This window comes from Frateuria sp. GZRR33, from assembly GCF_051900425.1.
Taxonomy (GTDB): domain Bacteria; phylum Pseudomonadota; class Gammaproteobacteria; order Xanthomonadales; family Rhodanobacteraceae; genus Frateuria_A.
This window is the reverse complement of the sequence record NZ_JBHZGK010000003.1, coordinates 40,033-62,303: the sequence shown is the minus strand read 5'-3', so window position 1 is coordinate 62,303 and position 22,271 is coordinate 40,033. Positions and strand designations below refer to the sequence as shown.

The 22,271-nt window shown below is 70.2% G+C and carries 16 protein-coding genes; 5 read left to right on the top strand and 11 right to left on the bottom strand.

What is annotated here, in order from left to right:
• Nucleotides 1-17 precede the first annotated feature (17 nt).
• The 5 genes from ACFWZU_RS04525 to glk all read right to left on the bottom strand — a co-directional run bounded on the left by ACFWZU_RS04525 (nucleotide 18) and on the right by glk (nucleotide 8,607).
• The gene (locus tag ACFWZU_RS04525) at nucleotides 18-1,043 is read right to left on the bottom strand and encodes a glycerophosphodiester phosphodiesterase (RefSeq protein ID WP_439700227.1); all 1,026 of its coding nucleotides are present in this window, start codon (nucleotides 1,041-1,043) and stop codon (nucleotides 18-20) included.
• A gap of 82 nt (nucleotides 1,044-1,125) precedes the next feature.
• Entirely contained in the window at nucleotides 1,126-2,205 is a 1,080-nt protein-coding gene (locus tag ACFWZU_RS04520; RefSeq protein ID WP_439700226.1) for an acyltransferase family protein, read from the bottom strand.
• Nucleotides 2,206-2,251: 46 nt separating this feature from the next.
• Nucleotides 2,252-4,546 carry a beta-N-acetylhexosaminidase gene (locus ACFWZU_RS04515; protein ID WP_439700225.1) on the bottom strand — a complete coding sequence of 765 codons (2,295 nt, stop codon included), beginning with the start codon at nucleotides 4,544-4,546 and terminating at the stop codon, nucleotides 2,252-2,254.
• A 217-nt stretch (nucleotides 4,547-4,763) separates the two neighbouring features.
• Entirely contained in the window at nucleotides 4,764-7,478 is a 2,715-nt protein-coding gene (locus tag ACFWZU_RS04510; protein ID WP_439700224.1) for a TonB-dependent receptor, read from the bottom strand.
• Between the two features lie 94 nt (nucleotides 7,479-7,572).
• Nucleotides 7,573-8,607: a glucokinase gene (gene glk, locus ACFWZU_RS04505; RefSeq protein ID WP_439700223.1), complete on the bottom strand. Its 1,035-nt coding sequence runs from the start codon at nucleotides 8,605-8,607 to the stop codon at nucleotides 7,573-7,575.
• A 401-nt stretch (nucleotides 8,608-9,008) separates the two neighbouring features.
• Here glk and ACFWZU_RS04500 point away from each other — a divergent pair, with 401 nt between their 5' ends.
• The 4 genes from ACFWZU_RS04500 to nagA all read left to right on the top strand — a co-directional run bounded on the left by ACFWZU_RS04500 (nucleotide 9,009) and on the right by nagA (nucleotide 13,744).
• Entirely contained in the window at nucleotides 9,009-10,310 is a 1,302-nt protein-coding gene (locus ACFWZU_RS04500; protein ID WP_439700222.1) for a sugar MFS transporter, read from the top strand.
• A 65-nt stretch (nucleotides 10,311-10,375) separates the two neighbouring features.
• Nucleotides 10,376-11,407: a LacI family DNA-binding transcriptional regulator gene (locus ACFWZU_RS04495; RefSeq protein WP_439700221.1), complete on the top strand. Its 1,032-nt coding sequence runs from the start codon at nucleotides 10,376-10,378 to the stop codon at nucleotides 11,405-11,407.
• Nucleotides 11,408-11,555: 148 nt separating this feature from the next.
• Nucleotides 11,556-12,590 carry an SIS domain-containing protein gene (locus ACFWZU_RS04490; RefSeq protein WP_439700220.1) on the top strand — a complete coding sequence of 345 codons (1,035 nt, stop codon included), beginning with the start codon at nucleotides 11,556-11,558 and terminating at the stop codon, nucleotides 12,588-12,590.
• Nucleotides 12,590-13,744 carry an N-acetylglucosamine-6-phosphate deacetylase gene (gene nagA, locus ACFWZU_RS04485; RefSeq protein WP_439700219.1) on the top strand — a complete coding sequence of 385 codons (1,155 nt, stop codon included), beginning with the start codon at nucleotides 12,590-12,592 and terminating at the stop codon, nucleotides 13,742-13,744. Before ACFWZU_RS04490 ends, nagA begins: the two co-directional genes overlap by 1 nt.
• A gap of 47 nt (nucleotides 13,745-13,791) precedes the next feature.
• Here the strand turns inward: nagA and ACFWZU_RS04480 are convergent, their stop codons facing one another.
• The 6 genes from ACFWZU_RS04480 to ACFWZU_RS04455 all read right to left on the bottom strand — a co-directional run bounded on the left by ACFWZU_RS04480 (nucleotide 13,792) and on the right by ACFWZU_RS04455 (nucleotide 20,005).
• On the bottom strand, nucleotides 13,792-14,037 hold the full coding sequence (locus ACFWZU_RS04480) for a hypothetical protein (protein ID WP_439700218.1): 246 nt from the start codon (nucleotides 14,035-14,037) through the stop codon (nucleotides 13,792-13,794).
• Nucleotides 14,038-14,214: 177 nt separating this feature from the next.
• Nucleotides 14,215-14,463, bottom strand: coding sequence for a hypothetical protein (locus ACFWZU_RS04475; protein ID WP_439700217.1), 249 nt, complete (start codon nucleotides 14,461-14,463; stop codon nucleotides 14,215-14,217).
• Nucleotides 14,464-14,603: 140 nt separating this feature from the next.
• Complete coding sequence (locus ACFWZU_RS04470) at nucleotides 14,604-16,700, bottom strand: S9 family peptidase (RefSeq protein WP_439700216.1); 2,097 nt, start codon at nucleotides 16,698-16,700, stop codon at nucleotides 14,604-14,606.
• Nucleotides 16,701-16,814: 114 nt separating this feature from the next.
• The gene (locus ACFWZU_RS04465) at nucleotides 16,815-18,659 is read right to left on the bottom strand and encodes a hypothetical protein (protein ID WP_439700215.1); all 1,845 of its coding nucleotides are present in this window, start codon (nucleotides 18,657-18,659) and stop codon (nucleotides 16,815-16,817) included.
• An 11-nt stretch (nucleotides 18,660-18,670) separates the two neighbouring features.
• Nucleotides 18,671-19,576 carry an ABC transporter ATP-binding protein gene (locus ACFWZU_RS04460; protein WP_439700214.1) on the bottom strand — a complete coding sequence of 302 codons (906 nt, stop codon included), beginning with the start codon at nucleotides 19,574-19,576 and terminating at the stop codon, nucleotides 18,671-18,673.
• 21 nt (nucleotides 19,577-19,597) lie between these two features.
• The gene (locus tag ACFWZU_RS04455; protein ID WP_439700213.1) at nucleotides 19,598-20,005 is read right to left on the bottom strand and encodes a GntR family transcriptional regulator; all 408 of its coding nucleotides are present in this window, start codon (nucleotides 20,003-20,005) and stop codon (nucleotides 19,598-19,600) included.
• A gap of 175 nt (nucleotides 20,006-20,180) precedes the next feature.
• Here ACFWZU_RS04455 and ACFWZU_RS04450 point away from each other — a divergent pair, with 175 nt between their 5' ends.
• Nucleotides 20,181-22,211 carry a bifunctional 2',3'-cyclic-nucleotide 2'-phosphodiesterase/3'-nucleotidase gene (locus ACFWZU_RS04450; RefSeq protein ID WP_439700212.1) on the top strand — a complete coding sequence of 677 codons (2,031 nt, stop codon included), beginning with the start codon at nucleotides 20,181-20,183 and terminating at the stop codon, nucleotides 22,209-22,211.
• Nucleotides 22,212-22,271: the final 60 nt, after the last annotated feature.

The following is a 22,271-nucleotide window of genomic DNA, read 5'->3' as shown; positions in this document are numbered from 1 at the left end:
CAATTGGTGTAGACGCGTCATTCACCCACTGCTGCCCGCCCCATCGCGGGATCATCGGTAAAGAAGGCGTCGATGCCGGCATCCAGGTGCGCGCGTATCTCCGCGACCGAGCCCTCCGGGTGGCGCGTGGCCGGATCGTCGCCCCGCCACAGCGCACGCGGCAGGAAGACGTTTTCCGGACGGAAGGTCCAGGCATGCACCTGCAGTCCGGCTGCATGGGCCTCGCGCACCAGCGGGGTGGGTGGACCCAGGCGGCCTTCCGCATCCAGCGGCAGGATGGCGCGCGCATTCGGGCCGATCGCGTCGGCCCAGGTCGCCACCTGGCGCAGGCCTGCCGGCGTGAGCAGGTCCGCGTAGCGCAGGCTGCCGCCCGCGACGGCCACGTCCCACGGACGTGCCTGCGGCTCGTCGACCAGCTGCAGCAGGCGCACGTTGGGCCGGTCGCCCAGGCAGGCACGCAGCGCGCGCAGGTTGGCCAGCTCGAAGGACTGGATCACCACCGGCACGCGGCGCGTGCAGGCGTGCGCGGCGAGCGTGTCGAGCAGGCGCCGCTCCATCGGCAGGCCCTGGCGCTGGAACCACGTGCCGTGCTTGATCTCCGGGATCAGTCCGACCATCCGCCCCTGGTGCGCGTTCCCGGTCGCCAGCAGCTCGATGATCTCCTCCAGCGTGGCGATCGGGTGCTGCCCGTCGTGGGCGGTACCGCGCAGCTCGGGAAGGCGTTCGCGGGTGCGCAGGGTCTTGAGCTCGGCGAGGGTGAAGTCCTCGGTGAACCAGCCTTCGACCGTCACGCCATCGATCTGCTTGCGCGTGCGCCGGGAGGCGAAGCGCGGGTGCGCAGCCACGTCGGTGGTCTCGCCGATTTCGTTTTCGTGCCGGGCGACCAGCACGCCGTCGCGGGTCATGACCAGGTCCGGTTCGATCAGGTCGGCGCCGTCGGCGATGGCGCGCGCATAGGCGGCCAGCGTGTGTTCGGGCAGGTACGCGCTGGCGCCGCGGTGGGCGATGACCTGGGGACGCGGGACGCGCGGACGTTCGCTCATGCGGGCGTGACCGTAGGGTGGATTGCAGCCCGCCGTGGCACGGATCTGGACCGGGGGGCCGGAGCCCACCCTACGCGATCGATCAGAGCTTCAGGTAGAGCCGCCGCGTGTCCATCGCCCACACGATCGCCCACCACAACGCCACGGAGGCGATCGCCCAGGCGAGCGAGGCGATCCACGGCCCGGCCAGCGGCGTGATCCAGCCGGCGAACAGGTGCCGGTAAAGCGGCTCCTGCCAGCCCAGCGCGGGCAGCGCGATCTGCATCAGTTCGGAGCCGGCGTACGCGGCAATCGCGTTCATGCCGAACCGGCGGCCCAGCGGCGGCCAGCCGCGCACGTCGACGAACCAGTGGAAGCCCAGCAGCGCGAGCATGGCCCACCCACCGGTCCACAGGACGAACGAGGGCGTCCACAGGTTCTTGTTGAGCGGCATCCACGGCGAGGCGATCGCGCCAAGCGCCAGCGCCACGACGCCTGCGAGGAGCAGGCGCCCGGATTGCCGCGCGCGCAGCCATAGCCCCGCGCACAGGCCGAGCAGGCTGCTGGCGATCGCCGGCAGCGTGGCGGGCAGGCCTTCCGGGTCGTGCACCAGGCCGGTGGCCGGATCGTGATCCCACACGTACGGCCCGAACACCGCACCGTCGATCCGGTCGACGACATTGGTCCATTTGTCCAGCGTGCCGCCTGACAGCAGCAACACGCTGTAGCCGGCCAGCAGCGCGGCGATGGCGAGCCACCACGCGCGGCGCGGCGTATGGATGGCCAACGCCGCGACCACCGCGAAGCACACGCCGATCCGCTGCAGCACGCCCGGCCAGCGCATCTCCCGTGCCGGCAACCACCACGCCGCCAGCGCATTGATCGCCAGGCCCAGTACGAGGATGCGCAGCGCCCGCCACAACGCCGCGTTGCGCAGCCGACCGGGCGCAGCCCCCTGCTCCAGCCGCGGCAGGATCGCCAGCGCCACGGACACACCCATCACGAACAGGAAAAACGGAAACACCAGGTCGGTCGGCGTGCAGCCATGCCAGGCGGCATGCTCCAGCGGCCAGTAGACGTGATCCCAGTCACCTGGATCGTTGACCAGCAGCATCGCCGCCACGGTGCAGCCGCGCAGGGCATCCACCGAGGCCAGCCGACCGGCATGGCCGCCTACGCTCACGCCTTGCCGCCGGTCGGACGCCAGGCAGGGGAACTGCCGCGGACCCTCACGGCCTGGTTTCCAGCGACACGTTTGCCAGTGCATACAGCGGGCCGTCGGTGGGCGCGGTGTAGACCAGGCAAAGGCCGTGTTCGCCCTCCTGTGCGGGCAACTTCGCACCGAGCTGGAACCGGCGCGGGCTGCGCGCCGGGTCGGGCAGCGGCATGCTGGCCAGGACCGGGCCGTCGCAGCGGTCGGCATGCACCACGAGCTCGCCGAACGGCGTGGCGTGGGGGCGCGACACGACCAGTTTCTGCTCGTGCGCCAGCGCAAAGTTGCGCGGCAGCCGCACCGCGTCCACCCGGATCGCGCCGACGCCTTCCATCAGCGTCGGCGGGAACTGCTGGCAACTGTCGAACAGGTTGACCGCGTACACCGGCTGGGTGCTCGTCGCATCGGGCGCCGGCTGCAGCAGCAGGCGGAAGTCGCTGCCCGGGCAGTTCGCCAACGCCGTTCCGGGCAGCGAAAGCAGGCTGGCGCGGTCCAGCACGCGCTCGCGCGGCGCGGCCAACGCGATGCCGCCGTTGGCGAAGCTGGCGGCGCGCACGGTGGTCGGCAGGGTCACGTTGAGCGGCGCCTGGTAGCGCGGCGATGCCAGCGTCGGCACGCTGCCATCCAGGGTGTAGTGGATCGCGCCCAAGTCGGCCTGGCTGGAAAGCCTGACCGTCGCCTTGCCCGTCGCCAGCGCCACGTTGCGATCGGTGTCGATGGCCACCGCGAAGGCGCTGTCCGCCACGTTGACGTGCTGCGCGCGGTAGCGCGCCATCTGCGCGGGCAGGCGCGCCAGGAAGCCCGCCCAATCGGAGCGGCCGGCGGGCGACCACGCCACTTCGCTGAGCGCATCGAGCCGCGGGAAGACCTGGTGCTCCACATGCGCCATGGTCGGCATGTGCTCGGTCCAGGCGTTGGCCTGCACCCCCAGCACGTGCCTCGCCTGCGCCGCGTCGAGCACGCCGGGCACGACCTGCAGCCCGTACACGTCCCGGAGCGACTCCACGCCGTAGCGACTGGCGTATTCGCCGGGCAGGTCGCTCTGCACGTGGTCGAGGTAGAGATCCGGCGAGGGCGACATCACCACGTCGTGGCCGAGCAGCGCGGCCTTGATCGCGCCATCGATACCGCGCCAGGACATCACCGTGGCGCCCGCCGGCAAGTTGTCGCCTTCGAGGATCTCGTCCCAGCCGATCAGCTTGCGTCCGTGTTTTTCCAGATACCGGCCGATGCGCCCGATGAACCAGCCCTGCAGCGCATCCTCGCTGGTGATGCCGAGCTCGCGCATCTTCGCCTGCACCGCGGGCGAGGCCTGCCACTGGTCCTTGATCGCCTCGTCCCCGCCGACATGGATGTACGTCGACGGGAACAGCGCCAGCACCTCGTCGAGCACGTTGTCGATGAAGGTGAAGGTGTCCTCGTCGACGTTGTACAGCCAGGGATTGACGCCGGAGTCCACCGACACCGCCGGCCGCTTGCCGGTGACGCCGATCTGCGGATACGAGGCCACCGCCGCCTGCGCGTGGCCGGGCATGTCCAGTTCCGGCACGATGGTGACGTGGCGCGCGGCGGCGTAGGCGACCACCTGGCGGATCTCGTCCTGGGTGTAGAAACCGCCATAGCGTTTGGGCTCGCCGTCCTGGCCCGCGTGCGGCGGGGTGCGCCATGCGCCGATCCGGGTCAGCTCGGGATAGCGCTTGATCTGGATGCGCCAGCCCTGGTCGTCGGTGAGGTGCCAGTGCAGCACGTCGAGCTTGTGTTGGGCCATCTGGTCGATCAGGCGCTCGACCTCGGCCACGCTCTGGAAGTGGCGCGCCGAGTCGAGCATCAGCCCGCGCCAGGTGAAGCGTGGCCAGTCCCTGATGGCGAGCGCAGGCACCTGCACCGCGCCCTGCCCGGCATCCGGCGTCAGCAGCTGGTAGAGGGTGACCACGCCATGGAACAGTCCCGCGTCGTCGCGGGCCGCCACCTCGATACCGCGGGCTGATACCTCGAGGGTATAGCCGCCCTCCTGCGCCACCGCGGCATGCGGGTCACGCCGCAGAACGATCGCTGGCACGCCCTTGCGCTGCCCGGCGACAGACAGCCGCAGGCCGCGCGTGCGCGCCAGCAGATCGATCAGGTACTGCGCGGTCTGCCACGTGCCGGCAGCGTCGTCGGCAAGGACCAGCGGCGTGCGTGCGTCGACGGTGAGGTGCCCTTCGGTCCACGCCAGTTGGGCGGGCCGCGGGATCAGTGACGGCTCGACCGGTGCCGCAACCGCGGCGGAAACGGCAAACGCGAGGATCAGGCCGGAAAGCAAACGGTGCATGGAGGGTGGCTCCGTCGTGCGCGGCTGGCGCCGGCAAAAAAAGCGGACCCGGCAAGGTGCAGGTCCGCAGGCGGGGAGTTTGCCAAAGGTAGGCCGAACAGGGACAGGCGAACCGGTCGCGCGGCGCATGCCGATCCGTTGGATCATGCCGCCGCCCGCAGGCGGCGGCACGTCCAGGTCCAGACAGGGCGGCGTACGGCCCGCCCGCTTGCCTGCGTCAGAACTTGAAGCGCAGGTTGAGGTAGTACTGCCGTCCGTTGACGTAGAACGCGTACGGCTGTTTCCCGTAGGCGGCATTCTGCGTGTAGTACTTGAGCTTGGGATTGTTGAGGTTCATCGCGTCCAGCGAGAGCGACATCCAGTCGGTCAGCTGCACGCCCAGCGAGGCGGCCAGGTTGCCGATGCCCTGCTGGAAGTAGGTGTCGGTACGGCTCACGCCGGCGTAGAACTCCGAGCGGTAGGTGTAGCTGACGCGGGCATTGAAGCGCTTGTTCTCGAAGTAACCCGACACGTTGTAGGTGTTCTTCGAGGTGCCCTGCAGCGGCACGTCGCCGGTGGCGTGTGCATCGGCGTAGGTGTAGTTCGCCTGCACGCCGAAGTTGTCGCCGATCGGCTGGATGTAGTTGAGCTCGACGCCGCGCACCTTGCCGTCGACGTTGCGCGGCACGCTGATCAGGTAGTCGGAGAAGACATCCTGGCCGGCGGCCTGGCTGGCCTGCATGTCCTTGAAGGTGCGTACCTCGTTGCCGAAGTTGACGTAGTCCTTCAGGTTCATCGCGTACACGCCGGCGGACACCAGCCCGCGTGGCGAGAAGTACCACTCCAGTGCCGCGTCGAAGTTGCTCGACACCAGCGGCTTGAGCTGCGGATTGCCGCCGCTGCCGGTGTGCGTCAGGTCGTCGGCGGAGACGTAGCCGGCGAGCGCGGAGTAGTCCGGCCGGGTCATCGTCTGCGACGCGGCGAAGCGCAGCAGCAGGTCGTCGGTGAGGGCGAACTTCAGGTTGGCGCTGGGCAGGAACTTGTCGTAGCTGGTCTGGTACGTGTTCCAGTAGTAGTCGCCGAAGGCCGAGCCGGTGATCGGCCCGGTGACGGTGGTGGCCTCGGCATCGGGCGCCGTGCTGGTGTAGCCGATGTTTTCCTTGGTCTTGACGTAGCGCACGCCGACGTTGCCGCTGACGATGCCCGACTGGAAGTTCAGCTGCAGGTAGGCGGCCGAGTCCTTCTCCTCGACCTTGTAGACGTCGTTGAAGTAGAAGCGCGCGACCGGATCGCGGTTGGCGTAGGCGTCATCGATCGCGGCCAGCTGAGCGGGCGTCCAGTACCAGATCGGGCCGGGGAAGCTGCCGCCCACGGAGCTGCCGAAGTCGCCCGGGTAGTGCTGCACGTCGGTCGGGTAGCCGGCCGGGTCGGTCCAGTTGGTGGCGAAATTCGGGCCCTGCGCGATCTCGCTGGGATTCTCGCGGGTGTGCTTGGCGTAGCGCGCGCCGAATTGCAGCGAGCTGATGGCGCCGTCGTCGAACGCCAGTTCGCCGTCGAACTGGCCCCAGTCCTCCTTGTCCTTCACCTTGATGCCCTGGCCGCCGAAGATCCAGCCCATGTCCGGGCGGATGCCGGAGGTCGAGCTGTTGTCGCCACCGAGCGTCCAGTTGATCGGCTTGCCGAGGCCACGCATGTCCCAGCTGGCGCCGGCGCCGACTGCGGTACCCAGCTCCATCACGTCCTGGGTCGGGCTGGAACCGGTGCCGCGGGTGGTGCCGACCTGGCCGCTCAGGGTGAGGTGGTCGCTGACGCGCCAGTCGGCATCGAGAGTGAGGTACTTCGATTCGGACGCCGCGCCCGGCCGGGAGATCTGGTCGTACACGCCATAGGCGCCGGTGCCGCCACTGATCGAGCCGCTGGTGACCACGTTGTTGTCGATCGACCCCGGCGTCAGCACGCCGCCGTTGGCCAGCGCGCTGCTGGCCCACATCATGTAGTTGCGGTTGAAGTTGTCGGCCTTGAGCTTGGAATAGAAACCGTTGAGGTCGAGCGTGAGGTTGTCGGTCGGCTTGAACTCGATGTCGATCACGCCGCCCTTGCGCTCGCGCTGCTGGGTGAACAGCACCGCGCCGATTTCGTTCGGGTAGTAGACGGTCTGGCCATCGATGGTCGTGGGCAGGTAGCCGCCGACGACTTCCTGGCCGTTGCGCTGCAGGCTGCGCTTCTCGTAGAAGGCCTGCACCATCACACCCGCGGTGCCGCCGTCGTTCTTCCAGTTGAACAGGCCGCTGAACTGCGGCTTGGTGTCGCCGGGCAGGTCCGAATAGACGCCACCGACGGAGGCCTCGGCCGTGATCGGCTTGGCGAACTCCAGCGGCTTGCGCGTGATGATGTCGACCGAGCCGGCGCTGCCACCCTCGACCAGATGCGCCTCGGAACTCTTGTAGACCACGACCTGGTTGACGATCTCCGACGGCAGCAGGCTGTAGCTGACGCTGCGGCCGACGGTCTGCACCTGGCTCAGCACGAACCAGTCGCCGGTACCGATGCTGTGGCCGTTGACCAGCGTCTGGGTGAGGCTCGGCGCGGTGCCGCGCAGGCTCACGCGGTCGCTCTCGTCGAAGCCGCCTTCGCTGGCGCTGGAGGAACTGATGTTCACGCCGGGCAGGCGCTGCAGGGTGTCGGCCACGTTCTTGGCCGGCAGCTTGCCGACGTCTTCGGCGGTGACCACCTCGACGTGCGAATCGAACGCCTTCTTGGTTTCCAGCGATTCGGTTTCGGCGTTGCGGATGCCGGTGACGGTGACGGTGCCCAGCTGCTTGACCTTGTCGCGGTCGGTGCGCTGGGTGCTGGCGTTGTCGCCCGTGGGCGTGACGTCCTGGGCGTGCAGCGCCCCGGCCAGGCAAAGGCCGGCGACGATGCTTGCGGCTAACAGCGTCTTGCGGTGTGACATGGTGCTCCCCTCCAGTCGGATCAGCAGCACGCGCGTCGCGGTGATGCTGGTTGGTTGCAAGGGCTTGCGCCCGTTTGTTATGCGGTCTCGAAGCTCACCCGGCCTCGACGTGGCCGGCCAGGGCCAGGCCGGCCGCGCCGATCACGCCGTGCTGGCCGTGCTCCATCAGCCGTACGGGAACCTGCTGCAGGTACGGGCGCATCACGCCCTTGTTGAAGAAGCGCTCGCGGAAGCGGCTGGCCAGCAGCAACTGGCGGATCTGCGGCAGGATGCCGCCGGCGAGGAATACCCCGCCGCGCGCGCCGTAGAGCAGCACCAGGTCGCCGACGAAGCTGCCGAGCAGGCCGCAGAACACCTCCAGCGCCTCGACCGCCGCCGCGTCGCTCTGCATCAGCGCCGCGTGGGTGATCGCGCTGGGCTCGCCCAGCACGGCCGGCGTGCCGCGCAGCGCGCTGATCGCGCGATACAGGTTGCGCAGGCCGGGGCCGGACAGCGCGTGTTCGAAGGCGACGTGCGTACGCTCGCGCGCGAGCAGCCGCAGGATCTCGATCTCGCGCTCGTTGCCCGGCGCGAGCGCGATCTGCCCCGCCTCGGTGGCGAGCACGGTCGCGTGCGGCTGGCCCGGCAGCAGCACCGCCGAGCCCAGGCCGGTGCCCGGACCCATGACCAGCACCGGGCCGCGCTGCGGCGGCGCGCTGGTCTCGATCACCGGCAGCGTGTCGGCGTCGGTGAGGAACTGGGTCGCCCAGGCGACCGCCTCGAAATCGTTGATCACCGCCAGGTGGTCGAGCGCCAGGTTCTCGCGGATGTCGCTGATCGACACCGGCCAGGCGAGGTTGTCGTTGACGATGGCGTCGTCCAGCACGTAGCCGGCGCTGGCGACCACGCACTGGTCGATCGGTGCGGGCGCGTCGAGGTAGGTGACGAAGTGCTGCAGTACCGCGGTGAGGCTGGGCCACTCGGCGCAGGCGTAGCGCTGATAGCGCAGCACGGTGACCGGGCTGGCACCGTGGGGCTGCCGGCTGAGCAGGCCCACGCGCGCATGCGTGCCGCCGACGTCGGCGGCCAGCAGCAGCGACTCCTGCGGCAGGCGCTGCGGCGCACTCCTCGGGTTGGCGACCTCGGCCACGACTCCTCCCTTTGCACTGGCCCGGCGTCGCGGGACGTCGGCGGAGGCGGAGTCTGGCCAGCGATGACAACGTTGTCAACGCGTTTTGGCGACATTTTCGGAAGGCCGGTTCACGCACTGCAGCAACCGGCTTCCCAATTACTTGTCGCGGCATACGAAAAGCGCGCAGCAACGGCGCCAGTACACTGAATCTCGGCGTTCGCGCCCAAGAACAATCGCGATGCGGCATTGCACCAGACAAACTGCGGATAGGCCGTTGGTCAGGGCCGGCGCAGACGCCATTTCGGCCTTCACGAAAGACATAAATTGACAACGTTGGTCTGCGAGGCCATAAAGCCGGCCAGGGGAGTGCCCATTGACGGCGCTCGCATCGCCATGCGTTTGCCTGACAGGAGCCGTCCATGTCGTCCACCACGCTCGCGACCGATCAATCCAAGCCATCGGCGCTGGGGCCGATGCTGGTGATCGGGCTGCTGTTCTTCATCTTCGGCTTCGTGACCTGGCTCAACGGGCCGCTGACGATCTTCGTGAAGCTGGCCTTCAATCTCGACGATGTCAGCGCGTTTCTCATCCCGGTCGCGTTCTACCTGTCCTATTTCGTGCTCGCACTGCCCTCGGCCACCGTGCTCAAGCGCACCGGCATGAAGAAGGGCATGGCGCTCGGCCTGTTCGTGATGGCGGTGGGGGCGGTACTGTTCGGGCAGTTCATCGATCTGCGGCAATACCACGGGGCTTTGGTTGGCCTGTTCGTCATCGGTGCCGGCCTGTCCCTGCTGCAGACAGCGGCCAACCCGTACATCAGCGTGCTCGGTCCGATCGATAGCGCGGCGCAGCGCGTCGCAGTGATGGGGATCTGCAACAAGGCGGCCGGCGCGTTGGCTCCATACGTCTTCGGCGCGCTGGTGCTCAGCGGTATCGACAGCTTCGCCCAGCAAGTGCAGGACGCGCCCACTACCGATGCGCGCGAAGCGCTGCTGGCCGCGTTCGCCTCGCGGGTGTATTGGCCCTACATGGGCATGGCCTTGTTGCTGGCGGGGCTGGCCGTGTGGGTGGTGCGATCGCCGCTGCCGGAGATTCGCCCCGCCGCGGGAGATCCCCACGCGCCTGCGTACGATGCGCGTGGCATCTTCGGCCACCCGCACCTGTGGCTAGGCGTACTGTGCCTGTTCCTCTACGTGGGCGTGGAGGTGATGGCCGGCGATGCGATCGGCATCTATGGCCAGGGCTTCGGGTTGCCGCTGGATGCGACCAAGCATTTTACCTCGTACACGATGCTGGCGATGCTCGCCGGCTACCTTGCCGGCCTCGTACTTATTCCGCGCCTTGTCTCGCAGCAGCGCTACCTTGCCATCTCCGCGACCATGGGCGTGCTGTTCTCGCTGGGCGCCTACGTCACCCAGGGTTATGTCTCGGTCGGCTGCGTGGCGGCGCTGGGTTTTGCGAACGCCATGATGTGGCCGGCGATTTTTCCGCTCGCCATCAGGGGGCTGGGACGGCATACCGAAGTCGGCTCCGCGCTCCTGATCATGGGTATCGCCGGTGGCGCAATCGTGCCGCAGCTGTTCGCCCACCTGAAGCAGCATGCCAACTTCCAGCTCGTGTTCACCGGCCTGATGGTGCCCTGCTACCTCTACATCCTTTTCTACGGCCTGCGCGGCTACCGCGTGGGCCTGCGTGACGGCGATGGCGCCCGTTCGCGGTGAAGGCGCCGCCACGCCGGCGTGGCGGTGGGCTAGGATGGCGCGCCGATCCGAAGGAGAACCCCTCGTTGCGTCACGCCACCATCAAGGACGTCGCCAAGCGCGCCGGCGTGTCGCTGAAGACCGTATCGCGGGTGATCAACCGCGAGCCTTCCGTGCGCGAGGACACGCGCGAGAAGGTCGAACGCGCCATCGAGACGCTGGGTTACCGCCCGAATCTTTCCGCGCGCAGCCTGCGCGCGGCGCACTCCTACGCGATCGGGCTGGTCTACGACAACCCGAACGCGCACTACGTCATCAGCATGCAGAACGGCGTGCTCTCGGCCTGCCGCGAGCGCGGCTTCGGCCTGCAGATCCATCCGTGCGACTCGTCCTCGCCGCACCTGGCCGAGGAGCTGTGCGCGCTGGTGCGCCGTTCGCGCCTGGCCGGGCTGGTGCTGGCGCCGCCGATGTCCGAGCAGCCGCAACTGGTCGCCACGCTGAAGGCGCACGACATTGCCTTCGTGCGCATCCTCGCCGCGCGCCAGGATCCGTGCGACGGCTCGCCCTGCGTGTGGGTGGACGACCGCGACGCGGCCTACGCGATCACCGAGCACCTGATCCAGCTCGGGCACACGCGGATCGGCTTCCTGTGGGGCGAGCCGCACCACCGTTCCAGCCCGGAGCGGTACCAGGGCTATGCCGATGCGCTGAAGGACTATGGCATCGCGCTCAACAAGAAGCTGATCCTGCCCGGGCGCTATGCGTTCGACGACGGCTTCCGCGGCGCGCGCAAGCTGCTCGCGCTGAAGGAGCCCCCGACGGCGATCTTCGGCAGCAACGACGAGATCGCTGCCGGCGTGCTCGCGGCCGCGCGCTCGGCCGGGCTGGACGTGCCTTGGGATCTCTCGATCGCCGGCTTCGAGGACAATCCGTTTTCCAAGCAGGCCTGGCCTGCGCTCACCACCGCGCGGCAGTCGACCGCCGAGATCGGGCGGCATGCGGCCTTGCGGCTGATGGCAGAGCTGCAGCAGGACGGGTCGGCGCCGGATACGGCCAACGAGGGCTTCGTGCCGGAGCTGGTGGTGCGCGGCTCGACGGCGCCGCCGCGGAAGGGCTGAAGCCTCCACGACCGGGCCCCTCTCCCCCGCGGGAGAGGCGAAGGGCCGGCGCCGCTGCGCACCCCGCTCCATTCGAACCGACACCTGCCTCCGGGCAACCTCTCCCGGAGGGGGAGGGAACGTCCATGCGCCATTCCCCGGGACTCCCATGAAATCACCCCATGACACGCTGATGTACCAGGAGGCGCAGTCGGCCGCCGACGTGATCGCGCACCAGCTCGCCGCCAATGCGGGGCTGCTCGCCGAGCTCGGCGAGCGCCTGCGCGCAAGGCCGCCGCGCTGCATCGTGACCTGCGCGCGCGGCAGCTCCGACCACGCCGCCGCCTACGCCAAATACGTGTTCGAGACGCGCCTGGGCGTGGTCACCGCCTCGGCCTCGCCGGCGGTGAGCTCGATCTACGACGCGCCGCTGCAACTGGAAGGCGCACTGTTTCTGGCGATCTCCCAGTCGGGCAAGAGCCCGGACCTGCTGCTCAGCGCGCGGGCGGCCAAGGCGGCCGGCGCCGAGGTGGTGGCGCTGGTCAACGACACCGACTCCCCGCTCGCGCAGCAGGCCGACACGGTCGTGCCGCTGCATGCCGGTCCCGAGCGCAGCGTCGCGGCGACCAAGAGCTACCTGGCCACGCTCTCGGCGGTGCTGCAGCTGACCGCCTGCTGGAGCGGCGACGAGGCGTTGCATGCCGCGCTCGACCGCCTGCCGACCGACTTGCGCCAGGGCTGGGCGATGGACTGGCGTGCGCTGGGCGAGGGCCTGCGTGAGGTGCACAACCTGTTCGTGGTCGGCCGTGGCTATGGTTTCGGCGCGGCCCTGGAGGCGGCGCTGAAGTTCAAGGAGACCTGCGGCCTGCACGCCGAGGCGTTCAGCGCCGCCGAGGTGAAACACGGGCCGATGGCGCTGGTCGGCGCCGGCTTCCCGGTGCTGGTGTTTGCGCAGGACGACGGTTCGCTGGAGGGCACGCTCGCCGTCGCCAGCGAGTTCCGCGCGCGCGGCGCACGGGTGTGGGTCGCGGCACCGGGCGCGAGCGGACCGGACGCCCTGCCGCTGCCGGCCGGCGTGCCGGCGATCACCACCCCGCTGCTCGCCGTACAGAGCTTCTACCGCGCAGCCAGCGCGCTTTCACTGGCGCGCGGCTACGATCCGGACGTGCCGCCGCACCTGCGCAAAATCACGGAGACGTTGTGATGACCCAGCCCCTGCTCGCCCTGGTCCACGGTCGCGTGCTGACCGACGAGGGCCTGCGCGAGGACGTCGCGGTGCTGGTGCACGACGGCCACGTGCTCGCGCTGGCCGCGGCCGATGACCCGCGCCTGGCGCAGGCGCAACGCCACGACCTGGCCGGCGCGCTGCTGCTTCCGGGCTTCATCGACGTGCAGGTCAACGGCGGCGGCGGGCTGCTGTTCAACGACGCGCCCACGGTGGCTACGCTGCGCGGGATCGCCCAGGCGCACCGGCGCTTCGGCACCACCGGCCTGCTGCCGACGCTGATCACCGACACCGCGGAGAAAATGCGCGCGGCGCTGGATGCGGTCGACGCAGCGATCGCGCAGTGCGTGCCGGGCATCCTGGGCATCCACCTGGAAGGCCCGTTCCTTGCGCCCGCGCGCAAGGGCATCCACGACGCCTCGCTGTTCCGCACGCCCGGAGCGGACGACCTGCTCGCGCTCACTGCGCAGCGCCGCGGCGTGGTCATGCTGACGCTGGCGCCGGAACAGGTGGAGCCCGCCGTGATCGCGCGTCTGGCCGGCGCCGGCGTGCGCGTGGTGGCCGGCCACACCGCCGCCGACTACGCGACCACGCGCGACGCGCTCGACGCCGGCGTGTGCGGTTTCACCCACCTCTACAACGCGATGACTCCGCTCACCAGCCGCGAACCGGGCGTGGTGGGCGCGGCGCTGGACGACCCGGCCAGCTGGTGCGGGCTGATCGTCGATGGCCACCACGTGCACCCGGCTTCGCTGCGCATCGCCATCAACGCCAAGCCGCCGGGCAAGTGCGTGCTGGTCACCGACGCGATGCCGCCAGTGGGCAGCGCACGGCCGGACTACACGCTCAACGGCCAGACCATCGTCGCCCGCGAGGGCATCTGCATGAACGACGCCGGCGTGCTCGCCGGCAGCGCGCTGGACATGGCCAGCGCCGTGCGCAACACCGTCAACCTGCTCGGCCTGCCGCTGGCCGAAGCCTCGCGCATGGCCAGCGCCTATCCGGCCGAGTGGCTCGGGCTGGAACAGACCCATGGCCGCATCGCGCCCGGCCAGCGCGCCGACTTCGCCGTGCTGGACGACACCCTGCACGTGCGCGAGACCTGGATCGGCGGGCAGCGCCAGGCGGCGTAGGCCGCAACCTCCCGGCCGGCACGCGCCGACCGGGAAGCCGCTACGCGTCAGTGCTTCCTGACCGCCTCGAGCAGCGCATCCACCGCATGGGGCGGGATGGCCCCACCGCTGCATTGTTCGAACGCCTGGTTGCAGATCATCCGGTCCCTCAGCGAGGCCGCCTGCGCCATGCAGGTTGCCCGGGCGGTATCGCACTTGGCCGGGTAGGCCTGCGCGGTCCGGGCGGGAAAGAGGGTGAAAGCGGCTGCTGCCGCCGCCACCGGCAAAGCGATCGTCACGATCTTGCGAAGCATGCTCGAACTCCTTTCAAGCAAGTTTCCCCTGCATCGCCGAGTAACACGCGCCCGGACTGCGGCAACCGCCAGCCAGGCAAACGGCGAACGTCGCCACAGTCCCGGTCGTGGCCGCAAGGCGGGTCCCGGCCACCGCCCCCGGGGGCATCAGGGCGGTGGCGGGCGCTCCGTTGCCTGTCAGGGCTGCCGCAGGGCCATGCCGCGGGCGCGCGGTGGCGGGGGCGGCGGGGTGGCGCCGCCGCTGCAGACCTGGAAGTCCAGCACGCATTGCTGCAGGCCGGCGATCGAGGTGGCGCTGTACATGCAGGTCCAGTAGGTGCTGTCGCAGACCGCCGGATAGGCCTGCACCGGCCGGGCCGGGAAGAACGTGAAAGCGGCCGCCGCGATCGCGGTGGGCAGTGCGAAAGCGAGAATCCTGCGAAGCATGCTCGAACTCCTTTTAAGCAACTTTTCCCCCGCACGGACCGGACTAACACGTACCTCGCTTCTCCAACAACGGCGGAGCCCCCAAACGGAGAACCGTGCCGCAGTCCGGCCGCCGCGCGCGCCGGTGAGCCGACGCCACCCTACGGCGATGGCGCGAGCCCGGCCGCACGCAGGTCGCTGCCGGCGATGCGCAGGGCGCGCGCGAGGTATTGGCGCAGGGCCGGGTCGGGCGGCTCGGGCGCGGCGCCGCCCAGATGCCGGTGCAGCATCAGCACGATCAGGTAAAGCTGCGCTTCGCGCGCCAGTGGATCGGCATTGGCGTGGCCTGCATCGGCATCGACCAGCAGGCTGACGTCCTTGCCCCGTTCCTTCAGCCGCGCCGCGTAACCCAGCACGCCGCGGATCGCCACGCGCCGGTCCTCGCCGCCGGCGAACAGCAGCAACGGGCGGTCCATCCGCGAGGCGTGGGCCAGCGGCGACTGCGCATGCAGGCGCGCCATCGTGGCCGCATCGCGCGGGTCGAGCGAGAGCGCGGCGAGCCAGGATTCGAACGGGACATAGCGCGCCAGCTCCAGCGCCTCGGTGCTGCGCCCGACCCAGCGAAGCGTCCAGGCGAAGTCCGCCGGCGGCACGGTCGCCACTCCGACCTTGAACAGCCACGGCTGGAAGGTGACACCCAGCAGCGTGCTGTAGCCGCCGAAGGAGGCGCCGACGATGCCCACGCGCCCGGCATCGCCGATCCCCTGGGCCAGCAGCCAGAGGGTGCCCTCGACGATGTCCTGCTGCACGCGCCCGTTGCCGAAGTCGCCCTGCGCCGCCATCGAGTACGCACGCCCCAGGCCGGTGGAGCCGCGGAAGTTCGGTTCGAACACGGCATAGCCGCGGTTGGCCAGCGCCTGCACGGAACCTCCGCCGAACTCGTCCGGGCGCGAGGCGTTCCATGGACCGCCGTGCACCAGTACCACCAGCGGCAGGTGCGCCGGATCGACCCCGGGCGGCAGCCACACGAAACCGTGCAGGCGCATGCCGTCGGAGGCGGTCCACGCCAGCGGGATCTTGCGCGGCATGGCCGCTTCCGGAAGCCACCGCGCCGGGCGACCGTCGCGGCCGGACAGCGGCGGGAACGCGAGGATGTCGCGCAGCGCGCCGCCGTGCACGTCGAACACGTGCCAGCGCGCGCCCTGCAGGGTGCTGGCCTGCTCCTGGACCAGCCAGTGCGTCGCGCCCAGGGCGATGTCCAGGTTGCGTCGGGGATAGCGGGCCTGGAGCTTGTCCAGTGCAGTTCGCGCCGACGCGTCCACTGCATGGTTGGCGGCCACCGTGCTGCGGTAGCTGGCGATGCGCGGGGTGCCGTCGGCGGGGTCGAGTGCGAGCGTGTCGAGGTCGGCCTCGCCGCGCGGATCCTCCTCGAGCATGCCGAGCGTGCCGTCGGGTTCCAGCCGGCGCAGCGCCTCGAAGCCATCACCGAGATCGCTGCGCAGCAGGAGCCGGCCCTGGGCGTCGGTCAGCGGAAGCGGTGCGCAGCGATGCAGTCCGGCGCAGCGCAGGACCTCGTGCAGTTCGCGGGCAGCATCGACCCGATGGAACACCAGCGCCGCACCATCGACGCGCTCGATGAAGGCCACGCGCCCGCTGCCATCGATCGCGGCGTCGACCAACTGCTGCGCATCCTCGCGCAGCAGCGTCCGGCGTCCCTGCATGTCGACGCGCACGAGGCGCCAGCGCTCGGGCGTCTCCAGCGTGGCCGGCACGCGCTCGCGCAGCAGCACCGCGGCGGGATACCACGGATCGATCCGCAGCAGTTCGCGCTGTTCGCGCCCACCCAGCGGGGCGACGAGCCGCGAGCCGCCCTGCTCACGGGCGGCTACGGCGAACAGCTGGCCGGGCGAGGCGAGCAGCAACCAGCGGCCGTCGTGCGACCAGCCGATCTGCCGGGCGTCGGTGCGGCCGAGCAGGCGGCGCGGCGTGCCACCGTCGGACGGCAGCAGCCACAGGCTGCGCTGGCCAGCCTGTTCACGCAGGTAGGCGACCTGCCGACCGTCGGGCGACAACGCCACGACAGGCGTCGCGCTGCGCACCAGGAAAGCGGCGCGGGGGAAGTGGGGTGCGGCCGGGCGGGCACGTTCGCGTGCGACGGCGGCGCGGAGCGCGTCGCTGTCGGCGGCGAGGGAGGGCAGCGCCGGCAGCAGGCATGGGAGGGCGCACAGGAGGCGCAACAGGTGGATCGTCGAGCGCATGAGCGTCTCCTCGGGCGTCGGACGCTTCGTGGGTAGGTGCCAGGCAAGAACGGCCTCTCACCCGGCCGCTCCCTGCAGGGAGAGGCCGCGGCTCCGGGCAGGTGACAAAACGGGCTACGCGGCGGCCGGCTCCAGGCGACTGCGCGGCGCCGGTTCGCAGGCCGGATAGAGCAGCCACAGGCTTGCCAGCGCCGGCAGGCCGATCGCACCGCACGCGACCACCCAGGCGACCTGCCCCGGCAACGGCAGCGGGCGTCGGCGCACCAGCCACAGCGCGGCCAGCAACGACGCGAACATCAGGATCCCCGCCAGCCCGAGCACGCCGGGTGGCCGTGGCTCCGGGTTGGCGACCTGCATCGGATCGGGCACGGCAAACAGGCCGGTCACGCCCTGGCGCAGCCCGTACAGCACCGGCGAGGGCCACCACGACTGGTAGCGGAACCACGCCGGGTAGTCGAACACGATCGGCCGGCGCGCGGCGAGCGTGACGCGGCCGTCGTCGTGCACCCAGGTGACGCTCTGGTAGGGCGCGGCACCGGCCATCGTGTAGTCGTAGCTGGTGTACGCGTTGGAGACCAGGTAGCCGTCGACCAGTTCGATCAGCTCCAGGTTGTGCAGGCCGCCGGGGCCACCCGGGATCGGCATGCGCTGGCGTGGCCGGAGCAGGTCCTCGCTTGCCACCACGTCGCGCCCGTCGAAGAAGTACAGCGCCCGGTTGCTCAGCGCAGCCAGGTTCTCGCCGACCGGCGCGGTGCCAAGCAGCCACTCCCCGGCCGGCAACCGGATGCGCGGGAACACCCGCCCGGTCTCGCTGACGTAGTGGTAGAGCATGTTGCCGGCGAGCAGGCTGCGGTCGTCCTTCGGCTGGCCGGGCAGGCCGCGGGTGGCCACCGCCGGCGCCGGGAACGCCGCGTTGGCGCCGCCCACGCCGAGCATGCCGACCGCGCGACCGCCGGCGATGCGGTAGCCGGACAGGCGCATGCGATCGTGGCTGAAGGTCCAGCGCACGCCATGTGCCGGATCATCGAAGTCGACCGGCGCGGCGTTGGTCAGCGCGCCGCGCACCGGCACCACGTCCAGGTCCGGCGCGATCGCCACCACGTCCGACAGCGCCACCTGCTCGCGCCACAGCGGCGCTTCGGGCGCGGTGCTCAGCGCCAGCCCGGCGAGCATGCGCTGCTGCGGGGTCATGCGCTCGGTTTCGTTCTGGCCGCCGCGCGGCGGCGTCTCGGTGTTGTTCGGATGGGTGCCCTGGACCACCCAGATCACCTGCGCACCGACCTGCACCACCACGATGATCGCCACATAGACGGCCATCTGCAGCGGCAGCGCCAGCAGCACGGTAGCCGGCACGCCGCGGGGCGGCGCAGACAGGTCGGGCTTGAACGATACCGTTGCCATCGCGGCCAGCCCCGCCAGCGCGCCGGCCTGCATCAGCAGGGCCCACGCGCCGCTGGCCTGGCTCGCCACCGGCACCAGCAGCAGCACCAGCGCCGCGATCGCGCTGCGCGGGCGCCCCAGCATGCAGCAGGCGCCGGCAAGGTAACCGCAGGCGGCGAGCGACCACGCGGCCAGCGGCAACAGCCAGTGGCGCAGGTCGACCACGCGCGCGGTGAGGCCAGCCTGGTAGCCCGCGGCGAGCAGCACCGGCAGCGCCACCGCGGCCACCAGCCACGCCAGCCCCGCGCCGAGCAGCGCGGCGGCGATGCGCCCCGGCGCGAGCGGGCGGTGCAACAGGTTCAGCCACACGTTCGGCCGGCGATAGCTGCCCATCTGGTACAGGCCCAGCAGCACGCCGGCGAGCACGTCGACGCCGCCGGCCACGCGGTAGACGAACACCGGCTGCTGCGCCAGGTCGACCAGGCGGGTGAAGAACAGCAGCACCAGCAGGTGCGCCCCGAACGCACCGAGCGCCCAGCCGCGGAAGCGCAGCAGCTCGGCCGTGAACAGGTCACGCATGTCGCCCCTCCTCATGCCGCCGCCGGCATCGCGTGGTTCTTGGCCAGGAAGCCGTTGACCGCGCGGTCCAGGCTCACCGGCATGCTCTGCACCGTGCGCGCGCCGGCGCCGCGCAGGAACTGCGCGAAGTCCCCGTCCTGGTCAAGCACCAGATAGTGGTGCAGGCCGTCGATGCGCTGCACCTGCAGCAGACCGGGCACGCTGGCTGGCGGCGGCCCGGCGAACGGGATGTCGGCGACCCAGTGGGTGACCCGTGCGCAGAACTCCTCCGGCGCCGACATGTGCGCCAGGCGCCCGCGCTCGAGGATGATCAGGTTCTCTGCGACGCGCTCGATCTCTTCCATCTGGTGCGAGCAGTAGATCACCGTGCACGACTCGGCCGCGCTCGAATACATCAGCGATTCGAGGAAGGCGCGCTTGGCGACCACGTCCAGGCCCAGCGTCGGTTCGTCCAGCACCAGCAGTTCCGGCCCCTGCGCCAGCGTCAGCGCGAGGTTGAAACCGGCACGCTCGCCACGCGAGAGCTGGCCGACCTTCTGCTCCGGCAGGACGTGGTAGTGGCCGATCACCTCGTCGTAGGCGCGCTGGTTCCAGCGCGGGTACTGGCGGCGCTGCATGGCGGCGACCGCCGAGACGCGCATCCAGTTCGGCAGCGTGTGCTCCTCGTTGACGAAGCCGATGCGGCCGCGATCGTCCGGCGTGAGACGCTGGCTGTCGCGGCCGAGGATGCGCGCGCTGCCGCTGGTCGGCGGCAGGAAGCCGAGCAGGATGCGGAACAGCGTCGACTTGCCCGCGCCGTTGGCACCGACGATGGCGTGGATGCGGCCCGCGGCGATGGAAAGATCCAGCGCGTCGAGCGCGAGCTTGCTGCCGTAGCGCTTGCTCAGCGCGAGGGTTTCGATGACGTGGTCGGTCATGGCTCAAGGTTCCCGGGCAGGTCAGGCGCTTTTGCGGGACAACACCTGGAGCGCGCGGTCCAGCCGTGCCAGCGCGCGCTCGGGCGGGTAATCCAGCGCCGCCACCTCGTGCACGAAGGCCTGGACCGCCTCGTCCATGCGGCGGTCGCGCTCGGTGTTGGACAGCCGCTGGCGCGGCGTGGCGACGAACAGGCCCAGACCCTGGCGCGACTCCAGCCAGCCCTCGCTGGTGAGTTCGGCGTATGCCTTGGCCACGGTGTTGGGGTTGATCGTCAGTTGCTGGGCGAGGCCGCGCACGCTGGGCAACTGATCGCCGGGACAGAGTTCGGCGGTGGCGATCTTCATGCGCACGCCGTCGACGATCTGCTTGCTGATCGGGCGCGCATCGCCGGTGGCGATCTGGAGCATCAGGGCCTGGCTGCGGGGCATGGTGGTCCGTCCTGTCTGTACTATGTGTAGTAGTACAGATGGATTGGGACCGCGTCAAGCACTCCCGTCGCCGCGCAGGAGCGGCGATGGGGGGACAGGACAGCGCAGCGCCCGCCCCTCGCCCCATCGATCTGCTACGTTCCCGGCCCTGCCCGTTTGCCGCTGGACGTTCCCGATGTCGCTCCGCCCGCTGTTGCCCCTGCTCGCCGCCGCCGTGCTCGCCGGCTGTGCCGCCAGCCCGACCATGCCCGCCGCCGCACCCGACGGCACGCGCGCGGACGTGGCGATCCTGGAAACCACCGACGTGCACGCGAACGTGCTGAGCTGGGACTACTTCAAGGCCAAGGGCGATCCCACCGTCGGCTACGAACGGGTCGCCACGCTGATCCACCGTGCGCGTGCCGAATTTCCCAACAACTTCCTGTTCGACAGCGGCGACACCATCCAGGGCACCGTGCTGGCCGACTATCAGGCGCTGGTTGCGCCGGTCGGCTGCGAGCAGGAGCTGGCCATCTACAAGGCGATGGACGCGATGGGCTACGACGGCGGCACGGCCGGCAACCACGAGTTCAACTACGGGCTGCCGTTCCTGTCGCAGGTCACCGGCACGCCGATGGACATCGACGGCAAGCGCACCGAGCGCTGCGCCGGCCCGCACTTTCCGCTGGTGCTGTCCAACGTGTTCGACGCCAGGAGCGGCAAGCCGATCTTCAAGCCGTGGACGATGGTGAAGAAGACCATCGAGGCGTACACGTCCGATGGCAGTCGCCTGCAGGTGCCGCTCAAGGTGGCGATCATCGGCTTCACGCCGCCGCCGATCCTGAAGTGGGACCAGCGCAATCTCGAAGGCAAGGTGACCGTCAGCGGCGTGGTCGAGGCGGCGCAGCGCTACCTGCCGCAGATCGAAGCGCAGCACCCGGACCTGGTGGTGGCGATCCTGCACGGCGGCCTCGACACCGCGCCCTATACCAGCGACATGGAGAACGGCGGCTGGTACCTGGCCGGCCTGCCGGGCATCGACGTGCTGCTGCTGGGCCACTCGCATACGGAGTTCCCGGGGCCCCGCTACGCCGGCATGAAGGACGTGGACGCCACGCGCGGTTTCGTGCGCGGCAAGCCCGCCGTGATGGGCGGCTTCTTCGGCAAGGACCTGGGGGTGATCAAGCTGGCGCTCGAACGCGCAAACGGCCACTGGATCATCGACCGCGACGACACCCGCAGCGAGGTGCGCCCGATCTGCCCGCAGAAGAACACGTGCGTGCCGACCGACCCGGCGATCGCGCCGCTGGTGGCGCAGGCGCATGCGGCGACGCTGGCCTACGTGAACACGCCGATCGGCCAGAGCACGCTGCGGCTGTCCAGCTATTTCTCCGACGAAGGCGACATGACCGCGCTGGCGGTGGTCAACGCGGCGCAGCGTGACTACGTGCAGCGGGAGTTGCCCAAACTGCATCCCGAACTGGCAGGCGTGCCGGTGCTGGCCGCGGGGGCCGCCTTCCGCACCGGCTTCGGCGGTCCGGACGACTACACCGACGTGCCGCCCGGTCCGCTCACCCTGCGCAGCGCGGCGGACCTGTACTTCTATCCGAACACGCTCGCCGCGGTGAAGACCGATGGCGCGGGCGTGAAGGCCTGGCTGGAGCAATCGGCGGCGCGCTTCAACCGCATCGATCCGGCGAAGGCCGGCGAACAGGCGCTGATCAACACCCACGTGCCGGGCTTCAACTTCGACCAGATCCAGGGCGACCTCCGCTACGCGATCGACCTGAGCAGACCGGTGGGCCAGCGCATCGTGTCGCTCACGTACCAGGGCAAGCCGGTCACCCCGACCCAACCGTTCGTCGTCGCCACCAACAACTACCGCGCCAGCGGCGGTGGCAACTTCCCGGGGCTGGACGGCAGCAACACCGTGCTCGCCTCGCAGGATGGCGTGCGTGAGATCGTCGCCGCGTGGCTCAGGCGCACCGGCACGCTCGATCGCGCGCAGCTGCCGGCCGCCTCCTGGCACTTCGCGCCGCTGAAGACGCGTGGCGCGGTCACCTTCACTGCCGCCGCGGGCAAGCAGGCGATCGCGGCGGACGACGGCGTGCCCGGCATCCGCCAGTTGCGCGAGAACGGCGACGGCACGGCGGTGTACGCGATCGACCTCGGGGCTGGAGCCCCGCGCGGCGGACCGGCCGCCCGTCGCCATCGCCCGCGCCGGTAGGGCGGCCTGGCGAGGGCGGTGGGTCTTCGCAGGGCTTCCCCCTCCGCCCTTCGGCACCTT